The 17,213-nt window shown below is 34.4% G+C and carries 16 protein-coding genes; 7 read left to right on the top strand and 9 right to left on the bottom strand.

The genetic code is table 11. The annotated features are described in order from the left end of the window. Positions 1–31: 31 nt before the first annotated feature. On the bottom strand, positions 32–2,128 hold the full coding sequence (locus KO527_RS11505; protein ID WP_216040436.1) for a S8 family serine peptidase: 2,097 nt from the start codon (positions 2,126–2,128) through the stop codon (positions 32–34). A 245-nt stretch (positions 2,129–2,373) separates the two neighbouring features. On the opposite strand from KO527_RS11505, the gene ftnA reads away from it, so the two are divergent. Beyond that, positions 2,374–2,898 (top strand): non-heme ferritin, encoded by a 525-nt coding sequence (ftnA, locus tag KO527_RS11500; RefSeq protein WP_216040435.1) that lies wholly within the window; start codon positions 2,374–2,376, stop codon positions 2,896–2,898. Between the two features lie 84 nt (positions 2,899–2,982). Here the strand turns inward: ftnA and KO527_RS11495 are convergent, their stop codons facing one another. Next, entirely contained in the window at positions 2,983–3,900 is a 918-nt protein-coding gene (locus KO527_RS11495; RefSeq protein ID WP_216040434.1) for a manganese-dependent inorganic pyrophosphatase, read from the bottom strand. A 261-nt stretch (positions 3,901–4,161) separates the two neighbouring features. Here KO527_RS11495 and KO527_RS11490 point away from each other — a divergent pair, with 261 nt between their 5' ends. The 3 genes from KO527_RS11490 (at position 4,162) to KO527_RS11480 (ending at position 7,149) form a co-directional block, all read left to right on the top strand. Beyond that, positions 4,162–5,265: a phosphoribosylaminoimidazolesuccinocarboxamide synthase gene (locus KO527_RS11490; RefSeq protein WP_216040433.1), complete on the top strand. Its 1,104-nt coding sequence runs from the start codon at positions 4,162–4,164 to the stop codon at positions 5,263–5,265. 127 nt (positions 5,266–5,392) lie between these two features. Beyond that, entirely contained in the window at positions 5,393–6,250 is an 858-nt protein-coding gene (locus tag KO527_RS11485) for a sulfurtransferase (RefSeq protein WP_216040432.1), read from the top strand. After that, positions 6,247–7,149: a hypothetical protein gene (locus KO527_RS11480; RefSeq protein WP_216040431.1), complete on the top strand. Its 903-nt coding sequence runs from the start codon at positions 6,247–6,249 to the stop codon at positions 7,147–7,149. Before KO527_RS11485 ends, KO527_RS11480 begins: the two co-directional genes overlap by 4 nt. A gap of 65 nt (positions 7,150–7,214) precedes the next feature. Here KO527_RS11480 and KO527_RS11475 read toward each other — a convergent pair whose 3' ends face one another. Together KO527_RS11475 and KO527_RS11470 are read right to left on the bottom strand one after the other, a co-directional pair. After that, positions 7,215–7,979, bottom strand: coding sequence for a methyltransferase (locus KO527_RS11475; protein WP_216040430.1), 765 nt, complete (start codon positions 7,977–7,979; stop codon positions 7,215–7,217). Positions 7,980–8,363: 384 nt separating this feature from the next. After that, a complete protein-coding gene (locus KO527_RS11470; protein WP_216040429.1) occupies positions 8,364–8,747 on the bottom strand; it encodes a DUF5522 domain-containing protein in 384 nt (127 codons plus the stop codon). An 88-nt stretch (positions 8,748–8,835) separates the two neighbouring features. Here KO527_RS11470 and KO527_RS11465 point away from each other — a divergent pair, with 88 nt between their 5' ends. Continuing rightward, positions 8,836–9,687: an HDOD domain-containing protein gene (locus KO527_RS11465; RefSeq protein ID WP_216040428.1), complete on the top strand. Its 852-nt coding sequence runs from the start codon at positions 8,836–8,838 to the stop codon at positions 9,685–9,687. A 133-nt stretch (positions 9,688–9,820) separates the two neighbouring features. Here the strand turns inward: KO527_RS11465 and KO527_RS11460 are convergent, their stop codons facing one another. Then, on the bottom strand, positions 9,821–11,275 hold the full coding sequence (locus KO527_RS11460; protein WP_216040427.1) for a capsule assembly Wzi family protein: 1,455 nt from the start codon (positions 11,273–11,275) through the stop codon (positions 9,821–9,823). Then, positions 11,272–11,754 carry a pantetheine-phosphate adenylyltransferase gene (gene coaD / locus KO527_RS11455; RefSeq protein WP_042151717.1) on the bottom strand — a complete coding sequence of 161 codons (483 nt, stop codon included), beginning with the start codon at positions 11,752–11,754 and terminating at the stop codon, positions 11,272–11,274. The genes KO527_RS11460 and coaD overlap by 4 nt, the downstream gene beginning before the upstream one ends. A gap of 161 nt (positions 11,755–11,915) precedes the next feature. Here coaD and KO527_RS11450 point away from each other — a divergent pair, with 161 nt between their 5' ends. Beyond that, positions 11,916–12,560, top strand: a complete 645-nt coding sequence (locus KO527_RS11450) for a TetR/AcrR family transcriptional regulator (protein ID WP_042151720.1) — start codon at positions 11,916–11,918, stop codon at positions 12,558–12,560. Positions 12,561–12,613: 53 nt separating this feature from the next. On the opposite strand, the gene KO527_RS11445 is transcribed toward KO527_RS11450, so the two are convergent. Both KO527_RS11445 and waaA read right to left on the bottom strand, forming a co-directional pair. Further along, a complete protein-coding gene (locus tag KO527_RS11445) occupies positions 12,614–13,165 on the bottom strand; it encodes a DUF1415 domain-containing protein (protein WP_216040426.1) in 552 nt (183 codons plus the stop codon). A gap of 15 nt (positions 13,166–13,180) precedes the next feature. Beyond that, positions 13,181–14,446, bottom strand: a complete 1,266-nt coding sequence (waaA, locus tag KO527_RS11440; protein ID WP_216040425.1) for a lipid IV(A) 3-deoxy-D-manno-octulosonic acid transferase — start codon at positions 14,444–14,446, stop codon at positions 13,181–13,183. 169 nt (positions 14,447–14,615) lie between these two features. On the opposite strand from waaA, the gene KO527_RS11435 reads away from it, so the two are divergent. Next, complete coding sequence (locus tag KO527_RS11435; protein ID WP_216040424.1) at positions 14,616–16,037, top strand: capsule assembly Wzi family protein; 1,422 nt, start codon at positions 14,616–14,618, stop codon at positions 16,035–16,037. 9 nt (positions 16,038–16,046) lie between these two features. On the opposite strand, the gene KO527_RS11430 is transcribed toward KO527_RS11435, so the two are convergent. Further along, positions 16,047–17,174 carry a glycosyltransferase family 9 protein gene (locus KO527_RS11430; protein ID WP_216040423.1) on the bottom strand — a complete coding sequence of 376 codons (1,128 nt, stop codon included), beginning with the start codon at positions 17,172–17,174 and terminating at the stop codon, positions 16,047–16,049. Between the last annotated feature and the right edge of the window lie 39 nt (positions 17,175–17,213).

Below are 17,213 nucleotides of genomic sequence, written 5' to 3'. Positions count from 1 at the left end.
ATTGATTAAATATAAAACTTAAAATGATTGATTAAGGCTTATATTGTGCGTCTAAAGTAATACCGCTGAATGTTCTGTAAGCATTTAAGCTTAAATGCCAAGTACCAGCTTGAGGGTTAGAGAAAGTACAAGTTTCTGCATTACCATTTTTATAAGGACGACAATCATAGCTACTTGTTGTTGCTTGACTACCAAATTTTACAAATAAATCAGCATCACCAGTGCCACCAGAACTCGTTACAGTAAATGAAGCCATACCTGCAGGTACGTCAATAGTATAATGCGCCCAGTTTCCTGCCGTTGCAGAAACATCATTTACAGTACCACCGCCAGCTTGAGAGCCACCGCCTGTGCTACCACCTGTGATATCCGCTTTTAAGCTCACATTTGAATATGCACTATAAGCTTTTATCATTACATGATAAGTGCCTGCAGTCGGGTTATCTATTGAACAAGTTTCAGCATTTCCGCTTTCATAAGGGCGACAATCATAAGTTGAGCTTGTTGGTTTTGCGCCAGCACGAACATACAAATCAGCATCACCAGTGCCACCACTCATCGCAAAACTAATATTTGTTGCACCGCTTGGTACTTCAATAGTATAGAAAGTCTCGCTACTTTTAGTACCTGATAATCCTGTTTTAGGTTCTCCATCGACAAGTACATTATCACCAGTTGGAGGTGTAGTTGTGCCACCACCGGCAGCAGCAACAGCTGCAGCTGCATCAACAATACCTGTACCACAACTTGAGCAAGTTGCTGGGAAGCTACGTGTAGTTGTTTTTAAAATAGTTTCAATTTCATCAGGTGTTGCATTTGGTTTTACTTGCTTAATTAAAGCTGCTACACCAGCTACATGAGGAGCAGCCATAGATGTACCTTGGCTGTAGTGGTAACTATCAGATGATGGACCATTTGAACCAGAATTATGAGTCGATAACACACCTTCTGAATCATTGGCAAAGCTTTGCGCGCCACCTGGTGCCGCAACATCAATATTATTACCATAATTTGAATAATAGGCACGACCACCATTTCTGCCTGTAGCAGCTACATTTATAATGCCAGAACAGTTACCTGGATTATAGTTTGCTGAGTTATCATTTGAGTTACCTGCAGCAATCACAATTACTGCACCGTTTGCACGAGCAGTATTAATTGCTGATTGTGTTGTTGAGCTACAAGAGCCTTTACCACCTAAACTCATGTTAATTACATCTGCTGGATTTGTATTAGTTGGCAAACCTGAAACAGAACCACCTGACGCCCAAATGATACCGTCAGCAATATCAGATGTTAAACCACCACATTTTCCTAATACACGTACAGGAACGATTTTAGAATTGTATGCAACGCCTGCAACACCTTCACCATTATTAGTCACGGCTGCTATTGTTCCAGCAACGTGTGTTCCATGCCAACTTGAATTAGAAGCGTCATTGGTACCACATTCATTTTTTGCTACGGCATCACCTGTATCCCTTGCATCAGAATCTCTACCACCGCCATCATTTGCAACTGATATATCCGAGATCATATCGTAGCCAGGTAATAGGTTTGCATTTAAATCAACATGTGGACGATAACCTGTATCTAATACTGCTACAGTGACACCAGATCCAGTTGCACTATCCCAAGCTGTAGGTAAGTTTAATCCACCATTATTTTCAAAGTAGTGCCATTGGCTGCTGTATTGCGGATCATTAGGTGTTGCAAACGGTTTTAGCATTTGATCTATTTCAATAAATTCGACCTGACCAGAAGCTAACATTTCTTGCATATAAGCTTGTGTTTCAGTTGCATTCATTTTTTTGTTTACGCGAACAACATGATGATCTTGCACTGCCATTGAACGTATATATTGTGTTTTTTCTGCTTTTAGGGATTTAAAACCTTGAACAAAATTTTGCGCTTTTTTATTATTATTTAGTGCACTTGATATTGATTGTTCACTCATTGTTGCTAAGTTATTTTTATATTTAATGATGAATTGTGTAGAACCAAAAGTTTGGCCATTTAACTTCATCTCGGTTTGATTGATATTTAAGTCTGTTGCATGCACATTTGCTGTCGCTAATATTGCTGGAATAGCCATAGCGAGTAGTTTTTTATTAAAATTATTATTCATTTTTTATTTTCCCTGGATTGTTGTCTTTTATTCACTTTTGATTCAAAAATGATCAAAGCGGGAACAAATGTAAAATAAATGTAATTAAAAAGATACTTTTTTTTGTTATAAAAGGTACGGAAAAGTTATATGCAGACGTGTAAATGGATATACGTTTGTTATACCTAAGGTAATAACTGATAGTATGTTGATTTTTAGCTTTAATTACAGAACAATAGCGACTTACATTTTTTAGGAGTATTTTTATGTTAGCACCAGCTATGGTTGAAAAATTGAACGAACAAATAAATTTAGAGTTTTACTCTTCAAATTTATATCTGCAAATGAGTGCTTGGTGTGAAGATAAAGGCTTTGAAGGTGCTGCTGAATTTTTACGTAAACATGCAATAGAAGAAATGGAACATATGAATCGCTTATTCACTTACGTAAGTGAAACGGGTGCTATGCCGATCTTAGGCACAATTGAAGCGCCACCACATGAGTTTAACTCTTTGGGTGATATTTTCCTGGCAACTTATGAACATGAGTGTTTAATTACTCAGCGTATTAATGAATTAACGCATGTTGCATTTACTGCTCATGATTATTCTACTTTTAACTTTTTACAATGGTATGTTGCAGAACAACATGAAGAAGAAAAGTTATTTAATGGCATTATAGATAAAATTAAACTTGTTGGTGAAGACGGTAAAGCATTGTTCTGGATTGATAAAGATTTAGCTGAATTAGCTAAAACTGGTGCAACATCAATTATGGCTCCAGGTGCTTAATATCCATTATGATAATTAAAGTTTGAACCAAAAAAAAGATGTGCAATGCACATCTTTTTTATAGCTTAGCTTGATAGTAAAAAATTAAGCGAATACTTTTTCAAGTGGTGGAACTACTTGTTTTTTACGGCTTAATACACCATCTAACCATACTTTGTTGTCAGTTGTTGCTGCAAAAGCTGATTCGATTTGAGATAAGTCATCACTTACAACTAAAAGCTCAGAGCCTTCTTTCATTATGTCAGTTAATAATAAAAGCACAGTGTGTTGACCTTCTTCTTGCTTTAATTTTGCAATATCAGCTTCTAAGTCAGGTTTCATTTCATCAAAAATAGCAAGGTCGATAACTTCTAATTGGCCAATGCCTACTTTTGTGCCATTCATATTAAAGTTTTTAAAATCACGCATTACTAAATCACGCATAGGTGTATTTAATACTGCTGATTTTACTTTAAACATTTCCATGCCTAATTCTTTGTAATCAGTAATACCTGCAATTTCAGCGAGTACTTCAACACAACGGATATCAGCTGTAGTGCAAGTTGGCGATTTAAAAATAACTGTATCACTTAAGATTGCACACATCATCATGCCAGCAATATCTTTAGGAATTTCAACGTTATGGAAATCATACATCATTTTGATAACTGTGTTACTACAACCAACAGGACGGATCCAACACTCAAGAGGCGTATCTGATGTTAAGTCACCTAATTTATGGTGATCAACTATGCCAAGAAGCGTCGCTTCTGCAACATCATCTGGTGCTAATGCAATATCAGAGTGATCTACAATATAAAGGCTTTCACCGGCGTAGCTCATTTTTAGTTCTGGTGCTTCAAAACCAAATTTATCTAAAATGAATTGTGTTTCAGGTGAAAGCTCACCTAAACGTGAAGGAATTGCTTCTTCACCAATTGCGTTTTTTAAATATGCAAGAGCGATTGCTCCAACAATTGAATCTGAATCTGGTACTTTGTGTCCTACTACATAAGCTGGCATAAATTAGGCTCCATATAAATTTGGCAGCTATTCTAACAAAACTTGCATTACATTGTAATTATAGCCTGACTCGATAAACATGAAGTTTTTAGATATCGAACTTTTAGTTGTAAATTATTTTTGGTTAATTTTTTAAGTGAAAAAAATTCAGTAAATAATTTGTGAAATATCTGCATTGTTGTGTCCTCAGAGATTGTGATTTTATTGATACTGGCTTAAAATACGCCGCTTAAAATTGATGGTTATCCTTTCGGAGAAACAATGAGCACTTATAAAGTTTTAGACGTTAATGATGATTTACCTATTCGTACACAAGGTGATGTTCACAGTGGTAAAGTTCGTTCTGTTTACTGGTTAACACCAGAAGATAGTGCTCGTTTAATCGAAGAGAAGTCTTACGGTATTCCTACAGATACACCTTTAGCAATTATGATTATTTCTGATCGTATTTCTGCTTTTGATTGTATTTGGCAAGGTGAAAATGGATTAAATGGTGTGCCAGGTAAAGGTATCGCGTTAAATAGCGTTGCTGCGCATTGGTTTAATATGTTTGATAAAGCTGGCCTTGCGGGTAATCATATTGTTGATATTCCACATCCATATATTTGGATTGTACGCAAAGCTAAGCCTGTAATGGTTGAAGCGATTGCACGTCAATACATCACAGGTAGTATGTGGCGTGATTACGCTAAAGGCGTAAGAGATTTTTGTGGTAATGAACTAGCTGAAGGTTTAGAGTCAAATCAGAAACTAGATAAAGTTTTAATCACGCCTTCAACAAAAGGCATTATCACAGGCGTTGATGAAATTCCTGAAGTTGATGATGTAAATATCACACGTAAAAACATTGAAAATAACTTAGACGTATTTAATTTCAAATCATTAGATGATGTCTCTCAATATGAAAAGTTATTAACAGAAGGCTTTAAGTTAATCTCTGATGAACTCGCGAAATTAGATCAAGTATTTGTAGATACTAAATTTGAGTTTGGTTATGTTTCAGAATTAGATGGCACTGAAAAGCTGATTTATATTGATGAAGTAGGTACGCCTGATTCATCTCGTATATGGGATGGTCCTGCTTTTCGAGATGGCAAAGTTGTTGAAAATTCAAAAGAAGGTTTCCGTCAACTACTCATTAAAAACGTACCAGATAGCGATGTTTTATTAAATAAAGATCGTATGGATGAGCGCTTTAAGTTAGCGGAAGGTTATAAATTACCTGTAGATGTCATGATGAATGTATCAGAGACTTATACTGGTATCGCATCTAAGATCATAGGCAAAAAAATTGTGATCCCTGAAGATCCACGTGCTGAAGTGATTGAGTTATTAGATAAAGAATATGGTTTAATAGTTAAATAAACCTGCTGAGCAGTTTTATTTAAGGCCACTTTGTGGCAAAAAATATAATTATAAAAAGCTCTTAGGATTATACCTAAGGGCTTTTTTTGTATACTAAGGTTAAGATAAACATAAAAAAGGTTTTAATATGCTCCTATCAAGTCCTTTAGTTACAACTGATTGGTTAAATGACAATATTAATCATAAACAGCTTATTATTTTTGATGCCAGTATGGCGCAGGCTGGATCAAAAGCAGCATATAAAGCAGAAACAATAATACAAGGTGCACGACGTTTTGACTTTAGTAAAGAGGTATGTGATTTAGATTCGCCTATTTCGAATACGATGCCAAGCGAAGAAAAATTTCAGAGTTTGATGCGTGAGTTTGACATAAATAATGATAGCTGCATTATTGTTTACGATGAAAAAGGGATATATAGCAGTGCGAGAGCATGGTGGATGTTTAGAGCTATGGGTTTTGATAATGTTGCTGTATTAGATGGCGGTTTACCTGATTGGCTAGCAAAAGGTTATCCTATCACTGAGTCTTATCAGAAAGTTAAAAATTCAGGTGATTTTATAGCTTGTTATAATCCTGATACTTTTGTAGATCAAAATGCTGTACTGGCCCAGCTAGGTAATCAATCTTACCTTGTTTTGGATGCAAGAGGAAAAAATCGCTTTTTAGGTGATGCAGAAGAGCCAAGAGCGGGAATGAGAGCTGGTCATATTCCAAACGCAAGAAGTATGCCTTATTCGGATATTGTAAAAAATGGCTTTATGCTTGATAAAGATGCTTTGCAAACTGTGTTTCATAAAAGATTGGCGGCGAATGCAGATGCACTTATTTTTAGTTGTGGTTCTGGGGTTACTGCATGCATTTTAGCACTGGGTGCACACATTGTAGGTTATGAAAACTTAGCTGTTTATGATGGTTCTTGGAGCGAGTGGGGCGCAAGCTCAGAATTACCAATAGAATTGGGTGAAGGGTTAGATATTAAATGATAAAAAAAACAGTTATCAGAATAACTATTTTAGCCTCAATTTTAATGTTTTTATTAATAGGCGGTTTAACTTATCAGCTTTACAGTAAAAAAGTTGTGACCTTGGCTCCTGAGTTAAAAGAAATTTCAGGTATTGAAATGGATAAAGCTGAGAACTTTTGGGCGATAAATGATGGCGGAAATGGGGCGAAATTACACCAAATACAAAAAGATGGTTCTATAAAAAAAACCATTACTATCACCAATGCTAAAAATTTAGATTGGGAAGATATGACTCAAGATGATTTTGGCCATTTTTTTATTGGTGATTTTGGCAATAATGAAAATATGCGTCAATGGCTAACTATTTATAAGATAGAAAATCCGATAGATATAAAAGGAAATACCACTGAAGCTGAAATTATAAAATTCACCTATCCAGAACAAGTTAATTACCCACCAAAGGAATCTGAAAAAAACTTTGATTTAGAAGCGTTTGTTTTTTATAAAAAACAGCTGTATTTATTTTCTAAAAACAGAACGGAACCTTTTGATGGTGATACTAATTTATATAAAATTGGCGATCACGCTGATAATTATCAGGCGCGCTATATCAGTAATTTTAATACTTGTACCACACATGAAAAGTTATGTTGGATCACCTCAGCAGCTTTGAGCCCAGATCGGAGTAAGCTAGTATTATTAGATTCTGAGCGGCTTTGGTTATTCGAAAACTGGACTGGGGATGATTTTTTCTCGGGAGATGCTTACAAAATTAATTTAGGTATAGTGACACAAAAAGAAGCTGTCACATTTTCTGATAATAATACTGTAATTTTTACCGATGAAGAGTTTAAAGGGATAGGACGAAATGCCTATATGATTAAATTAGATGAAGTGGATAAGCAGAAAATAAATTAGTTATTAATAGCTCATAAATGAAGCGCTAGAAGTGTACGCGCTTCATTTTTAGTTAATAGTGTTACTTATTCTGGTTTTTTAAATACAAGACTAAATCTATCTGTATTACCGGTAACTGTTTTCCTGCCTACTTCATAACGTAATTCATCGTCTGGACGGAAAAACATATCAGATGAATCTTCTAAAATAAATCCTGCAGCTTGAACTTCTAAAATAACTTGAACAGGATCTTCTCTACGGCCAAGCTCTTTAGTTTCAGGTTCCATATGACGTCTAGTATGATCGACTATGACATATTTCCCTCCTGGTTTTAAAGAATCAAAAGCCGCTTTATTTAGTTTATTCTTATCAGTTAAATTAAAGTTATGGTATTCACGAATATTTAAAATCATATCTGCGTCTTTCATACCAAAATTCAGTGACCCTAGAGCATATCGTCTCTCTTCATTATTCCAATCAAGATTTATAGGCAATTTATGAGTAGACTTAAACCCTTCTTTTTTTAATAAAGGATCAAAACCCGCTAACCATTTTTCAGGATAAGCTAAATGTAGTTCGCCTTTATCTTGTAGAACAGGCGCTAAAATTTTAGTATACCAGCCATTTCCTGGTGCAAATTCAATGACTTTCATATCTTGCTCTAGGCCAAAAAACTCAAGTGCTGCGATCGGATTTCTATTATGATCTCGTTTAGTATCGGTTGCATCTCTATGCTCCATTTTCATCGCAAGTTGAACATGCTTTTGTACTGGAGATAGTTCTGCTTTAGCAAAAAAAGATGTGCTCACTGAAAATGCTGCGATGGCTAATAATAGTTTAGTTTTTTTCATTTTATTCCCTAAAATTAATACACTTAAATTTAGGGAATAATAAGCATTAAAATAATGAAACTCACTTAGGAAATTGTAAGTAAATCTTTCTTTATTAAATGGACATGACCTAAATCAATTATATGAGTAGCACACTGGATTATTATTAGTACGAAGTTAAATTTAGACAGTAAACTTAAATTGAGGAATTATTATGAGTTGTTGTGGCGGATGTGGCGGTCAAAATAAAGAGCAAGATAAAAAACCTGAATCTCAGGAAGGGGTTGTTCAAAAGCAGTCAGCAGAAAAAAAAGACTCAGAGTAATACTACTGCAACAAAGATAAGTAACTAATAGAATTGATGTCAGCGTGAGGAGTTAACCACTTCTCATTATATTTATTAAATTATTTATGCGTGATCTTGCCTTGTTTGTCATAAGGACAATGTCTGCATCCATTAGAACAACACTTCCCTCGCTTTAAATGATGCCAAGCACTAAATACATAAAGGCCATTTTCTATAGTGTAATCAATATGTTCAATTAAATTTGTTTTTTTTCTATATGGCTTGGCTATTTCAATTAATTGGTCTAAATTTTTAGTATGGTAAAGCGTGTGTATTTGTTTATTTATTTTCTTAGCGAGGCACTCTTTACATAAGCACTGCGTATTAATTTGATTCGTTTCAAGAGATATGATATTTGGCAGTTCCATGCACCAGCATGAAGAGGCGCTTAAATCTGATTGGCAGCTTAAAGAGGCTTGGCATTCAGCACAAGTTTGATTCATAAGAATTAATAATATACAGCGTGTTTTGAATCATGATATCACTTTAGTGATTGAAGGTTATTGAAAAATTTAAAAAGGATTATTTTACATGATAGATATTGATGCTCAGGTACTTTCTGATTTGTCTCATGGATTTAATTTACCGCCTAAACCAGAAATATTACAACAACTTCAAGATGAATTAGCATTAGAGTCTCCAGAGCTTAATCGAGTGGCTGAAATAATATCTGATGATATAGCTACTTCAGCAGCTGTGCTGAAAGTGATTAATTCACCATTATATGGCTTGGCTAGAACGGTGACAGATATAAAACAAGCTGTGATGTTTTTAGGTCTCGATAGCATCACAACTCTGGTTACTAGTTTTTTAATCAAGCAAGCTTTTAAGCAAGATAAGTGTTGTATCTCATTAGAGCGCTTTTGGGACACGGCTTCAGATATCGCTACAGCTGCAACCCTGATAGGGACAAAAATAAAAAGTAAGGTACCAACTGAAAACTTACATATGATAGGTTTATTTCATGATGCTGGGATCCCAGCTATGGCGATGAATTATGATGATTATATTAATGTATTAGCGGAATCGAATCGTGATTATCATGTTTCTTTAATTGAACGAGAAGAGAGGAGTTATAAAACGAATCATGCGGTTGTCGGTTATTTTTTATCTACATCTTGGAACTTGCCTAAACCCATTTGCCAAATGATTTTACGGCATCATGATCATGATTATTTAAAACAAATTGATGAAGGTGCTGAGCAGTTAACTTTTGCGGCATTAAAAATGGCAGAAAACCTAGTACATGTAAATAAACGTTTTATTGCTTCACCTGATTGGCCCTATATTAAAGATGAAGTATTGGACGCATTGAATCTTGATGAAGATGACTATCAAGATATAAAAGACGATGCTGAAGAGTTGTTTTTAGGCGGAGCATAAAAACAGCTTTGCCTTAAACCACAATGAGTACTTATATTGTTTTAAAGACACAATATGTGAGTGGGCTAATTAACAATTAACCCACTTAATAATTCCAGATAGTGCTCTTCATTAAGGTGTGCTGAGGATTATTTTAAAAACGATATTCCCAACTTGCCTGAAAGGATGTTTTAGTATCTTGATTATCTGCAACTTTTTCATCTAATTTAAATACAGAGCCTGATACTTTTAATAATCCATTAAACAAACCTTGTTGATATCCTAAATCTAGTTGTATCCGAGTAGACTCTTCTTGTTTTGCATTGGTTGGTTGAGACGTTATATGACGTAACTTAGCAAAAGCCGCTGTACCACTTGTTTTATGGGCGTTAATACCTAAGGTATAACTCTTAGCTTGCATACCAATGCTGGCACCAATATTTTGATTGTAATGTTGGTACCCAGTATCAAAATTTAAATGCTCATAACTACAATGTAATGACGAGTCATTATTAATTTCGTCTTTTTGTGTACAAGTAGAAACTGTATCTGAGTATTCTAAGTAAGTTTTAATAACTTTATTATTTAAACCTAAATATGCTTCAAGACCAGCTGTAAACATTTTATCTTCAGGTAGCAGACTACTTTTTTTATTACCGGCTAATTCGCCATAAAAAGCAAAGCTTTGGCCTAGTGCTGCACGGCTATATTTGAAGTCAATTGAAGTTAATTGGTTGTATTCATTTATACCTGTATGTTCATCAATTTTATTATGGCCTAATAAGATATTAGATAAATCATCCATATCTGAGCCATTAAACTGTGCGGTTTGACTCAATGCTACTTCTAACCCTTTTAAAGGCATTGAACTAAATCGCATACCGTAAAAATGGTTTTCAGTTTTGGGCTTATCTAAAGTTTTAGGGTGTTTTTGTTGTGAGATTAAAGTGGTTATATTCCAAGGACCAATGAATGATAACCAACTTGGTCCATAATAATCTGTATTTAATCGTGAAACTCTGATCCCAGGCATAGGCGTTGCGTTATTTGATAATAATAGGGCGTTATCATTGGCTGGGCCCCACCAATGAGTTACTTGTTCAGCACTGATACTCCAGTTACCCATTAATACAGCTAAGTAGCTATCATCGTAACTTAACTTTTTATTGTTATTGGCATCAGTAGCATATTGTACGCTTACTTTTGTGGTAACTTTATCACCCATTAAAATGCTATAGCCTTGAATAGCAGACTCTTCTTGGTAACGTTCGCCAAAGCTTTGCAGCGTATTTGGTTCGCTATTCATTTTTATTTTTATACCAGAAAGCGCCTGTTTTTTTGCAAATTTTAAAGCATATTGAATATGGGTATAAGCAAATAAAGCATTGTTAGGGACTTCAGCGATATCTAATTTATTGATATCTTGAGCGATACCTTGCCACATTAAAGGGTAGGTATTCACTGGTCGATTAATTAAGCCTTGGCTTACTAATAACTCAATCGCATTTCTAAGATATACATCATCAGTGCCAATCCAAGGTTCTGCTTTAACAGCCTGATTAAAACCTAAAGTGCCTAATATTATTAGGCTTAGCTTTGTAAATTTCATCCTTGTAACTTTTCCTGTAAAGCTTGTGCAACAAGAGGATGAACAAATTGAGAAACATCGCCTTTATGAATGGCAACTTCTTTTACAAGTGTTGATGAAATAAATGAGTTTTCTTCAGAGGGTGTTAAAAATACACTTTCAAGATCTGGGTTTAATCTGCGATTCATATTTGCTAGCTGAAATTCATATTCAAAGTCAGATACTGCACGTAACCCTCGCACTAAAATATTTGCATCTTGCTCTACAGCTAGGTCAGCTAATAGACCTGAAAAACCAATAACTTCAACATTATCTAAGTGAGACAAAATATCTTTTGTTAGTTGCACGCGATGATCCAATTCAAAAAAAGGTTTTTTATTTGGATTAAAGGCGATAGCAACAATGACTTTATCAAACATTTTTGCAGCGCGTTCAACCAAATCAGTATGCCCATTGGTAATTGGATCAAAGGTGCCTGGGTAGATAGCTTTAACTTTCATGTCGCTTTAAATAACCTTATGAAAATATCTAATAAACTCTTTAAGCTGAGTAAATTGTTAATTGTTTGCTAGTTTATCAGTAATTATCATGAATATCAGCCTTTAAAGGAACACCTGTTTTGTTATATACTTTTGTTATAAATGGATGTCTGGAAAGCTGAATGAGTACTAAGAATAAAATAATACAAACAAGTATCGCTTTGTTTAATGAACATGGTGAACGTGCAATTAGTACTAATCATATTGCTGCAGAATTGGGGATCAGCCCAGGTAATTTGTATTATCACTTTAAAAATAAAGAAGATATATTACAGCATATTTTTGCATTATATCGCGAACATTTAGAAACTAATTTTCCAATTGTGAATGAAAATGAAGATGTTGTTTCACAAATGGTTAATTACCTAGATTCAATTTTTGAATTGATGTGGCAGTATCATTTCTTTTACGATAATTTAGCTGATATTTTATCTCGAGATGAAACATTAAAAGTAAATTATCTTGCTTTACAAGATAAGTTATTGCTGCAAGCACAAAGTGTCATTACTGGATTAAAACATTTTAATATCATTGATATAGATGATGAAGATATTATTGATTTAGCACATATGGTTAAATTAACAGTTAGTTTTTGGACGCCATATGTAGAAACACAAAGACCTGAAGGTAAGCTGGTTTTATCTGATATTTATACTGGTGTTTTAAAAGTACTGTTTTTATTTAAGCCCTATAGTACAGATAATGGTCGCGATAAAATTGCAGCTCTGCAAAATAAATACCGTGCAATGATCCTTGATTCTGAATAATATTAATTAGAATCAGAAATAGCTCTACTAAAATTTGAGTAGAGCTATTTTAGCTATCTATTTTTATGACAGTTTTCTAATAGTTGTTGCCAAAAATCAATGCCTTTTCTACGGGCTAGTTGAATATTATTTTCAGGTATCGAGTCTGGGTCATCATAGCTTTCTAATGCTTGTGCCATACTTGGTTCTCTGATTATATGCAGAGTGGGAAAGGGGGCTCTATTGGTGTAGTTAGCCGCATCAGATTCATCCGAATCCGCAAATACATAGTCAGGATGAAAGTTGGCAAGCTGATATTGGCCTTCAAAACCTTGTGCTACTAACATGGCATTGGCTAAATCAACCAAATCTAAAAACGCGTCAAAATCTTTAAATCCTTTTTCTAGTATTAATAACGTAGTTTCAATATTTGGATTTTGGTTAAGATGAATACATTGCTCTATCATTTCTAATACAGCATCTTCAATATTTAAAGTATCGCATACATGATAATGAATACTGTTGTTTTCTACTTCTTTACGTGCAAATGGACAAAAGTTGTATTTAACAATGACATTGGCAACCCAGGATTTCATTTCTGTCGTAGCGTCACTACTTTGTGGCATATATTTTCTCAGTAATTAGTTCAAATTTTTTGCGATAATATTAATGGTTTTTTTGATCGCGCCTTGGTTTTTGTCAACGAATAATGCACCTTGCTGCCCTATATTGTTGCGATAAGATTCATCATTGAATATTTGCAGTAGTGTAGAGAGTATTTGCTCACTAGAATTAACCTTTAAACACCCTTTAGCTTCAATTAGCTCTGGATAAACATGTAAAAAATTAAATATATGTGGTCCGGTTATAACAGGGATGCCATATGCTGAAGCCTCAAGAGGGTTGTGTCCGCCGCGCTCTATTAAACTCCCCCCAATGAAGGCGCATTGCGCTGCACCATATAAAATACCCAGTTCACCCATCGTATCTCCAAGTAATACTTGAGCACGACTTTGATTTGATAATGATGATTTACGTTCAAATGTTAATTTGGCATCTGTAATTAAAGTAGCTACTGTATTAAATTGTTCAGGATGTCTGGGTACTAAAATTAATAACGCATCAGGATGAGACTTTAATAAATTCTGATGTGTTTTTAGCAATAGTTCATCCTCTCCTGGATGAGTTGAACCTGCAATCCAAATAGGTTGTTTATCGCTTAGTTTTTGTTTAATGTTTGATACTTGATCTAATGTCTTTTTGTTTATTGTAATATCAAATTTGATAGAGCCTGTAGTAACAACTTTATCTCTATCTAAGCCTAACTCTATGAAGCGGGATGCATCGGTTTCATCATGGGCACCTAGTAGTGTGATACCTTGCATAATTGATTTACTTAATGGCGCTATCTTTTTATAACCAATTAAAGATTTTTCAGATAAGCGTGCGTTAAGTAAAAGTACGGGGATATTCTTTTTTTTACTCATTGCAATTAAATTTGGCCAAAGTTCAGTTTCTAATATACAAATCATTTTTGGTTGCAGGGCTTTTATGAAACGGTTAACCGCGCCAGGAAAATCTAATGGTAAATACACATGTTCAACAGTATCTAAAAAACTGCGTTTAATTTGCTCCGTGCCTGTTGGTGTATTGCAGGTAATCACAATTGGGTTAGTCGGGTGCGTTAATTGTAGTTTTTTTATTAAAGGTGTGGCAGCAACAACTTCACCAACAGAAGCGCAATGAAAAACAATTGCATTTTTTTTTATATTGTGTGATTTAACAAAACCCAATCTTTCATGCCAGCGTTTACGGTAAGCGGGTGCTTTTTTACCTCTGAGCCATAAGTGAAGTATAATAAGCGGGCTTAAAAAATATAAGGTTACAGAGTAACAAAAACGTGCCATAAATGAGATCTTAAATTAAAGGCTGTAAGTGAAAGTTTATTTTAGCGTGAATGGGTATATATCAAAACCACTTTTACTTACATTTTTACACAGCAGCTTTGTATTAAGGCTTTTTAAGATCTGTTACTATTTACTCGCCAATTTTATTTACTAAAAATTAATCAATACTATGAAATTAAAAACCTTATCATCTTTAGTTTTTGCTTTATGTGCTTTTGGTACTCAAGCAAAACCAACGGCATACTTACCTATTGCTATGGATGCGCAATTAGAGCAACAAATAGATCGTATGTTTGCATTAACGACAGGATCACCTATGAGTAAGCCTTATGCATTACGTGAAATTGATATTGCTTTAAGGCAGTTAAAAAGAATTGATAATAGATTGTATGACTCAGTACGTATTAAATTAAAGCGATACCGCGGTAGTGATGATATTAGTCGTACAGGTGTTAAATTTACTTTAAGCAATGATAAAGAAATGTCTGTTGCCAATCAAAGAGGGCTAACTTCTGATGAGTGGGGACAAGGCTTTTTTGAAGGTATTTGGCGCCCAAGTGAATCAACTTTATTGCAAGTAGGACTTGATTATCGGATTAATAGCTCTGAGTTAGTTAACTACAATACTTTTTTCAGTATTGCAGGAGATAACTTACAGTTAGATATGGGTTATAAAGAACATTGGTTTTCTCCATTTAAAATGTCATCACAGTTAATTTCAACCAATGCGGAATCATCACCTTCTATCTCGTTAAGCTTTGCTGAGCCATTAAAAAATTGGTGGAATTTCGATTTCGAATTGTATTACTCACAATTAGAAAAAGTAGAACAGGGCATTCTTTACCAAAATGAGTGGCATGATGGTCGTCCAAGGTTAGCGGGTACGCATATCAGTATAGAGCCAATGGATGGTTGGAAATTAGGTTTTAACCGTTTGATGCAATTTGGTGGAGGACCCAGAGAAGTTAGCTTTAGTGATGTGATGAAGGCTTATTTTGATCCCGCTAGCAATGATAATAATAGTGAAGACTTAGGTAAAGATGATGAACTTGGCGACCAATTAGCCTCTGTCACAAGTTTATTTGCTTTTAACTGGGGCATGCCTGTTGAGCTTTATTTTGAATATGGCGGCGAAGATACACAAGGTGGCAGTAATTATAGTTTTGGTAATCAAGTATATTCTGTAGGTGTTCATTTACCAAAATTGACAAATAATATAGCATTACGTTATGAATTTAATGATTGGAAAACCAAATGGTATACCAATCATTTGTATAAACTTGGTAATACAAATAATGGCAATGTATATGGTCACTTTGCTGCTGATCAAAGAGATAATGGTGATGGTGTTCCTGCTCAAGTTCACGCACTAAGTATTGATTATTTTTCTGATACACAATCATTGTGGCAAACAAAATTTGTTGTCATTGATAATGAAAGTGAAGATGTTGACAAGTATGTTAAAGGCATGGAAATTCAAGTGTTAAATAGCCGTGATTGGCAAGGTAAAAGAGTAGAGACTCAGCTTACTTATGGAAAAGATGTGTATGATGAAAAATACAGCTACTTATCAGTTTCTTATTTTTGGTAGTAATTTAATTTAAATACTTGGCTCAACGAGTTTATCTTGTTGGGTTAAGGTTTTATAAGCTTCTAATATTTGATCAGGATTGATCATATCTACTCTGCCCTTACCAAATAAAACAGTACCTTTACCTAAAGGACGCCAGTGACGAGCCGATTCTCGTATTAATGCTATTTGAGGGGTACCGACACTTGATGCTAAGTGCATAATGGCTGTTTCAACTGAAATCACAAAATCACAGGATTTGATCATTGCTGGTAATTCATAAAAATGGCCTATTGCGCTAAATGTTTTAATTGGCAGTTTATTTAGTTGAATATCATCATTTATGAGCTTGTCAATATTTTCAAGTTGTGCAGGTGAGCTATTGATTATAAAACTTAATTTATTATTTAAGGCAGATAATTGAACAAGTAACTCTTTTACTTGAGCCCATTGATAGTCACGCTTATAGGTAGTTGATAAGTGATTGATGAAAATAGTTTGTGTATTTACTAAATCATATGCACTTTTAAGCTCACTCAGGGCATATTGGGCTGAAAGTAAGTATTTCTTTTCAGGTATTATCTCTAATGCTCTTTTACTTTCAGCAACGTCTAAGCCTATCAATTTTTGAAAACGAGTTTGGTAAAGATCAGTAATATGGTTGTGATTTTTGTGTTGTTTGGAATCTTCAAAATAAAAACTATCAAGCGCTCTAAAATGCCACCAACTTTTAAATGGACTTTTAAATGGTGCACTTTTAATGCCTGTTATAGTCGCTGCTTTTGAAATTTTTCTGGCAATTTTTGCATAACTTTCTGACCGTGTAGTTGCTATAAAAAATATCACGTCATAATTTTGTACTTGTGCTTTTTTTATAAACTCATTACGTTCATTTTGTGTTTTAACGATTGGGTAAATTTGATTGATGTAACTTTCATCATTTAGCCATTGGCACAAAGTTTTATTTCTATCAACGTGCCAAGGTTTAGGTTTTTCCCTACTATCATCAATCCAAATATCTAGTTCAATATGTGGATTTTGTTCTTTAAATGCCTTTAAAAAAGCGCCCTGATATACAAAGTCCCCGATTGCTAAATGTGTCATATATAAAATGCGTTTAGCTTGCTTTATTTGTGCTTTGGAAATGAGCTGGGACAAGTGAACTGTAACCTTTGTAATTCAAAGTTTAATTTAAAG

Source organism: Pseudoalteromonas sp. C2R02, assembly GCF_018860845.1.
Lineage (GTDB): Bacteria > Pseudomonadota > Gammaproteobacteria > Enterobacterales > Alteromonadaceae > Pseudoalteromonas.
This window is presented reverse-complemented; position numbering and strand designations above follow the sequence as displayed.

Coding starts and splice junctions, on each gene's coding strand:
- KO527_RS11505 (WP_216040436.1), bottom strand. CDS start 2,128: ATGAATAATAATTTTAATAAAAAACTACTCGCTATGGCTATTCCAGCA.
- ftnA (WP_216040435.1), top strand. CDS start 2,374: ATGTTAGCACCAGCTATGGTTGAAAAATTGAACGAACAAATAAATTTA.
- KO527_RS11495 (WP_216040434.1), bottom strand. CDS start 3,900: ATGCCAGCTTATGTAGTAGGACACAAAGTACCAGATTCAGATTCAATT.
- KO527_RS11490 (WP_216040433.1), top strand. CDS start 4,162: ATGAGCACTTATAAAGTTTTAGACGTTAATGATGATTTACCTATTCGT.
- KO527_RS11485 (WP_216040432.1), top strand. CDS start 5,393: ATGCTCCTATCAAGTCCTTTAGTTACAACTGATTGGTTAAATGACAAT.
- KO527_RS11480 (WP_216040431.1), top strand. CDS start 6,247: ATGATAAAAAAAACAGTTATCAGAATAACTATTTTAGCCTCAATTTTA.
- KO527_RS11475 (WP_216040430.1), bottom strand. CDS start 7,979: ATGAAAAAAACTAAACTATTATTAGCCATCGCAGCATTTTCAGTGAGC.
- KO527_RS11470 (WP_216040429.1), bottom strand. CDS start 8,747: ATGAATCAAACTTGTGCTGAATGCCAAGCCTCTTTAAGCTGCCAATCA.
- KO527_RS11465 (WP_216040428.1), top strand. CDS start 8,836: ATGATAGATATTGATGCTCAGGTACTTTCTGATTTGTCTCATGGATTT.
- KO527_RS11460 (WP_216040427.1), bottom strand. CDS start 11,275: ATGAAATTTACAAAGCTAAGCCTAATAATATTAGGCACTTTAGGTTTT.
- coaD (WP_042151717.1), bottom strand. CDS start 11,754: ATGAAAGTTAAAGCTATCTACCCAGGCACCTTTGATCCAATTACCAAT.
- KO527_RS11450 (WP_042151720.1), top strand. CDS start 11,916: ATGAGTACTAAGAATAAAATAATACAAACAAGTATCGCTTTGTTTAAT.
- KO527_RS11445 (WP_216040426.1), bottom strand. CDS start 13,165: ATGCCACAAAGTAGTGACGCTACGACAGAAATGAAATCCTGGGTTGCC.
- waaA (WP_216040425.1), bottom strand. CDS start 14,446: ATGGCACGTTTTTGTTACTCTGTAACCTTATATTTTTTAAGCCCGCTT.
- KO527_RS11435 (WP_216040424.1), top strand. CDS start 14,616: ATGAAATTAAAAACCTTATCATCTTTAGTTTTTGCTTTATGTGCTTTT.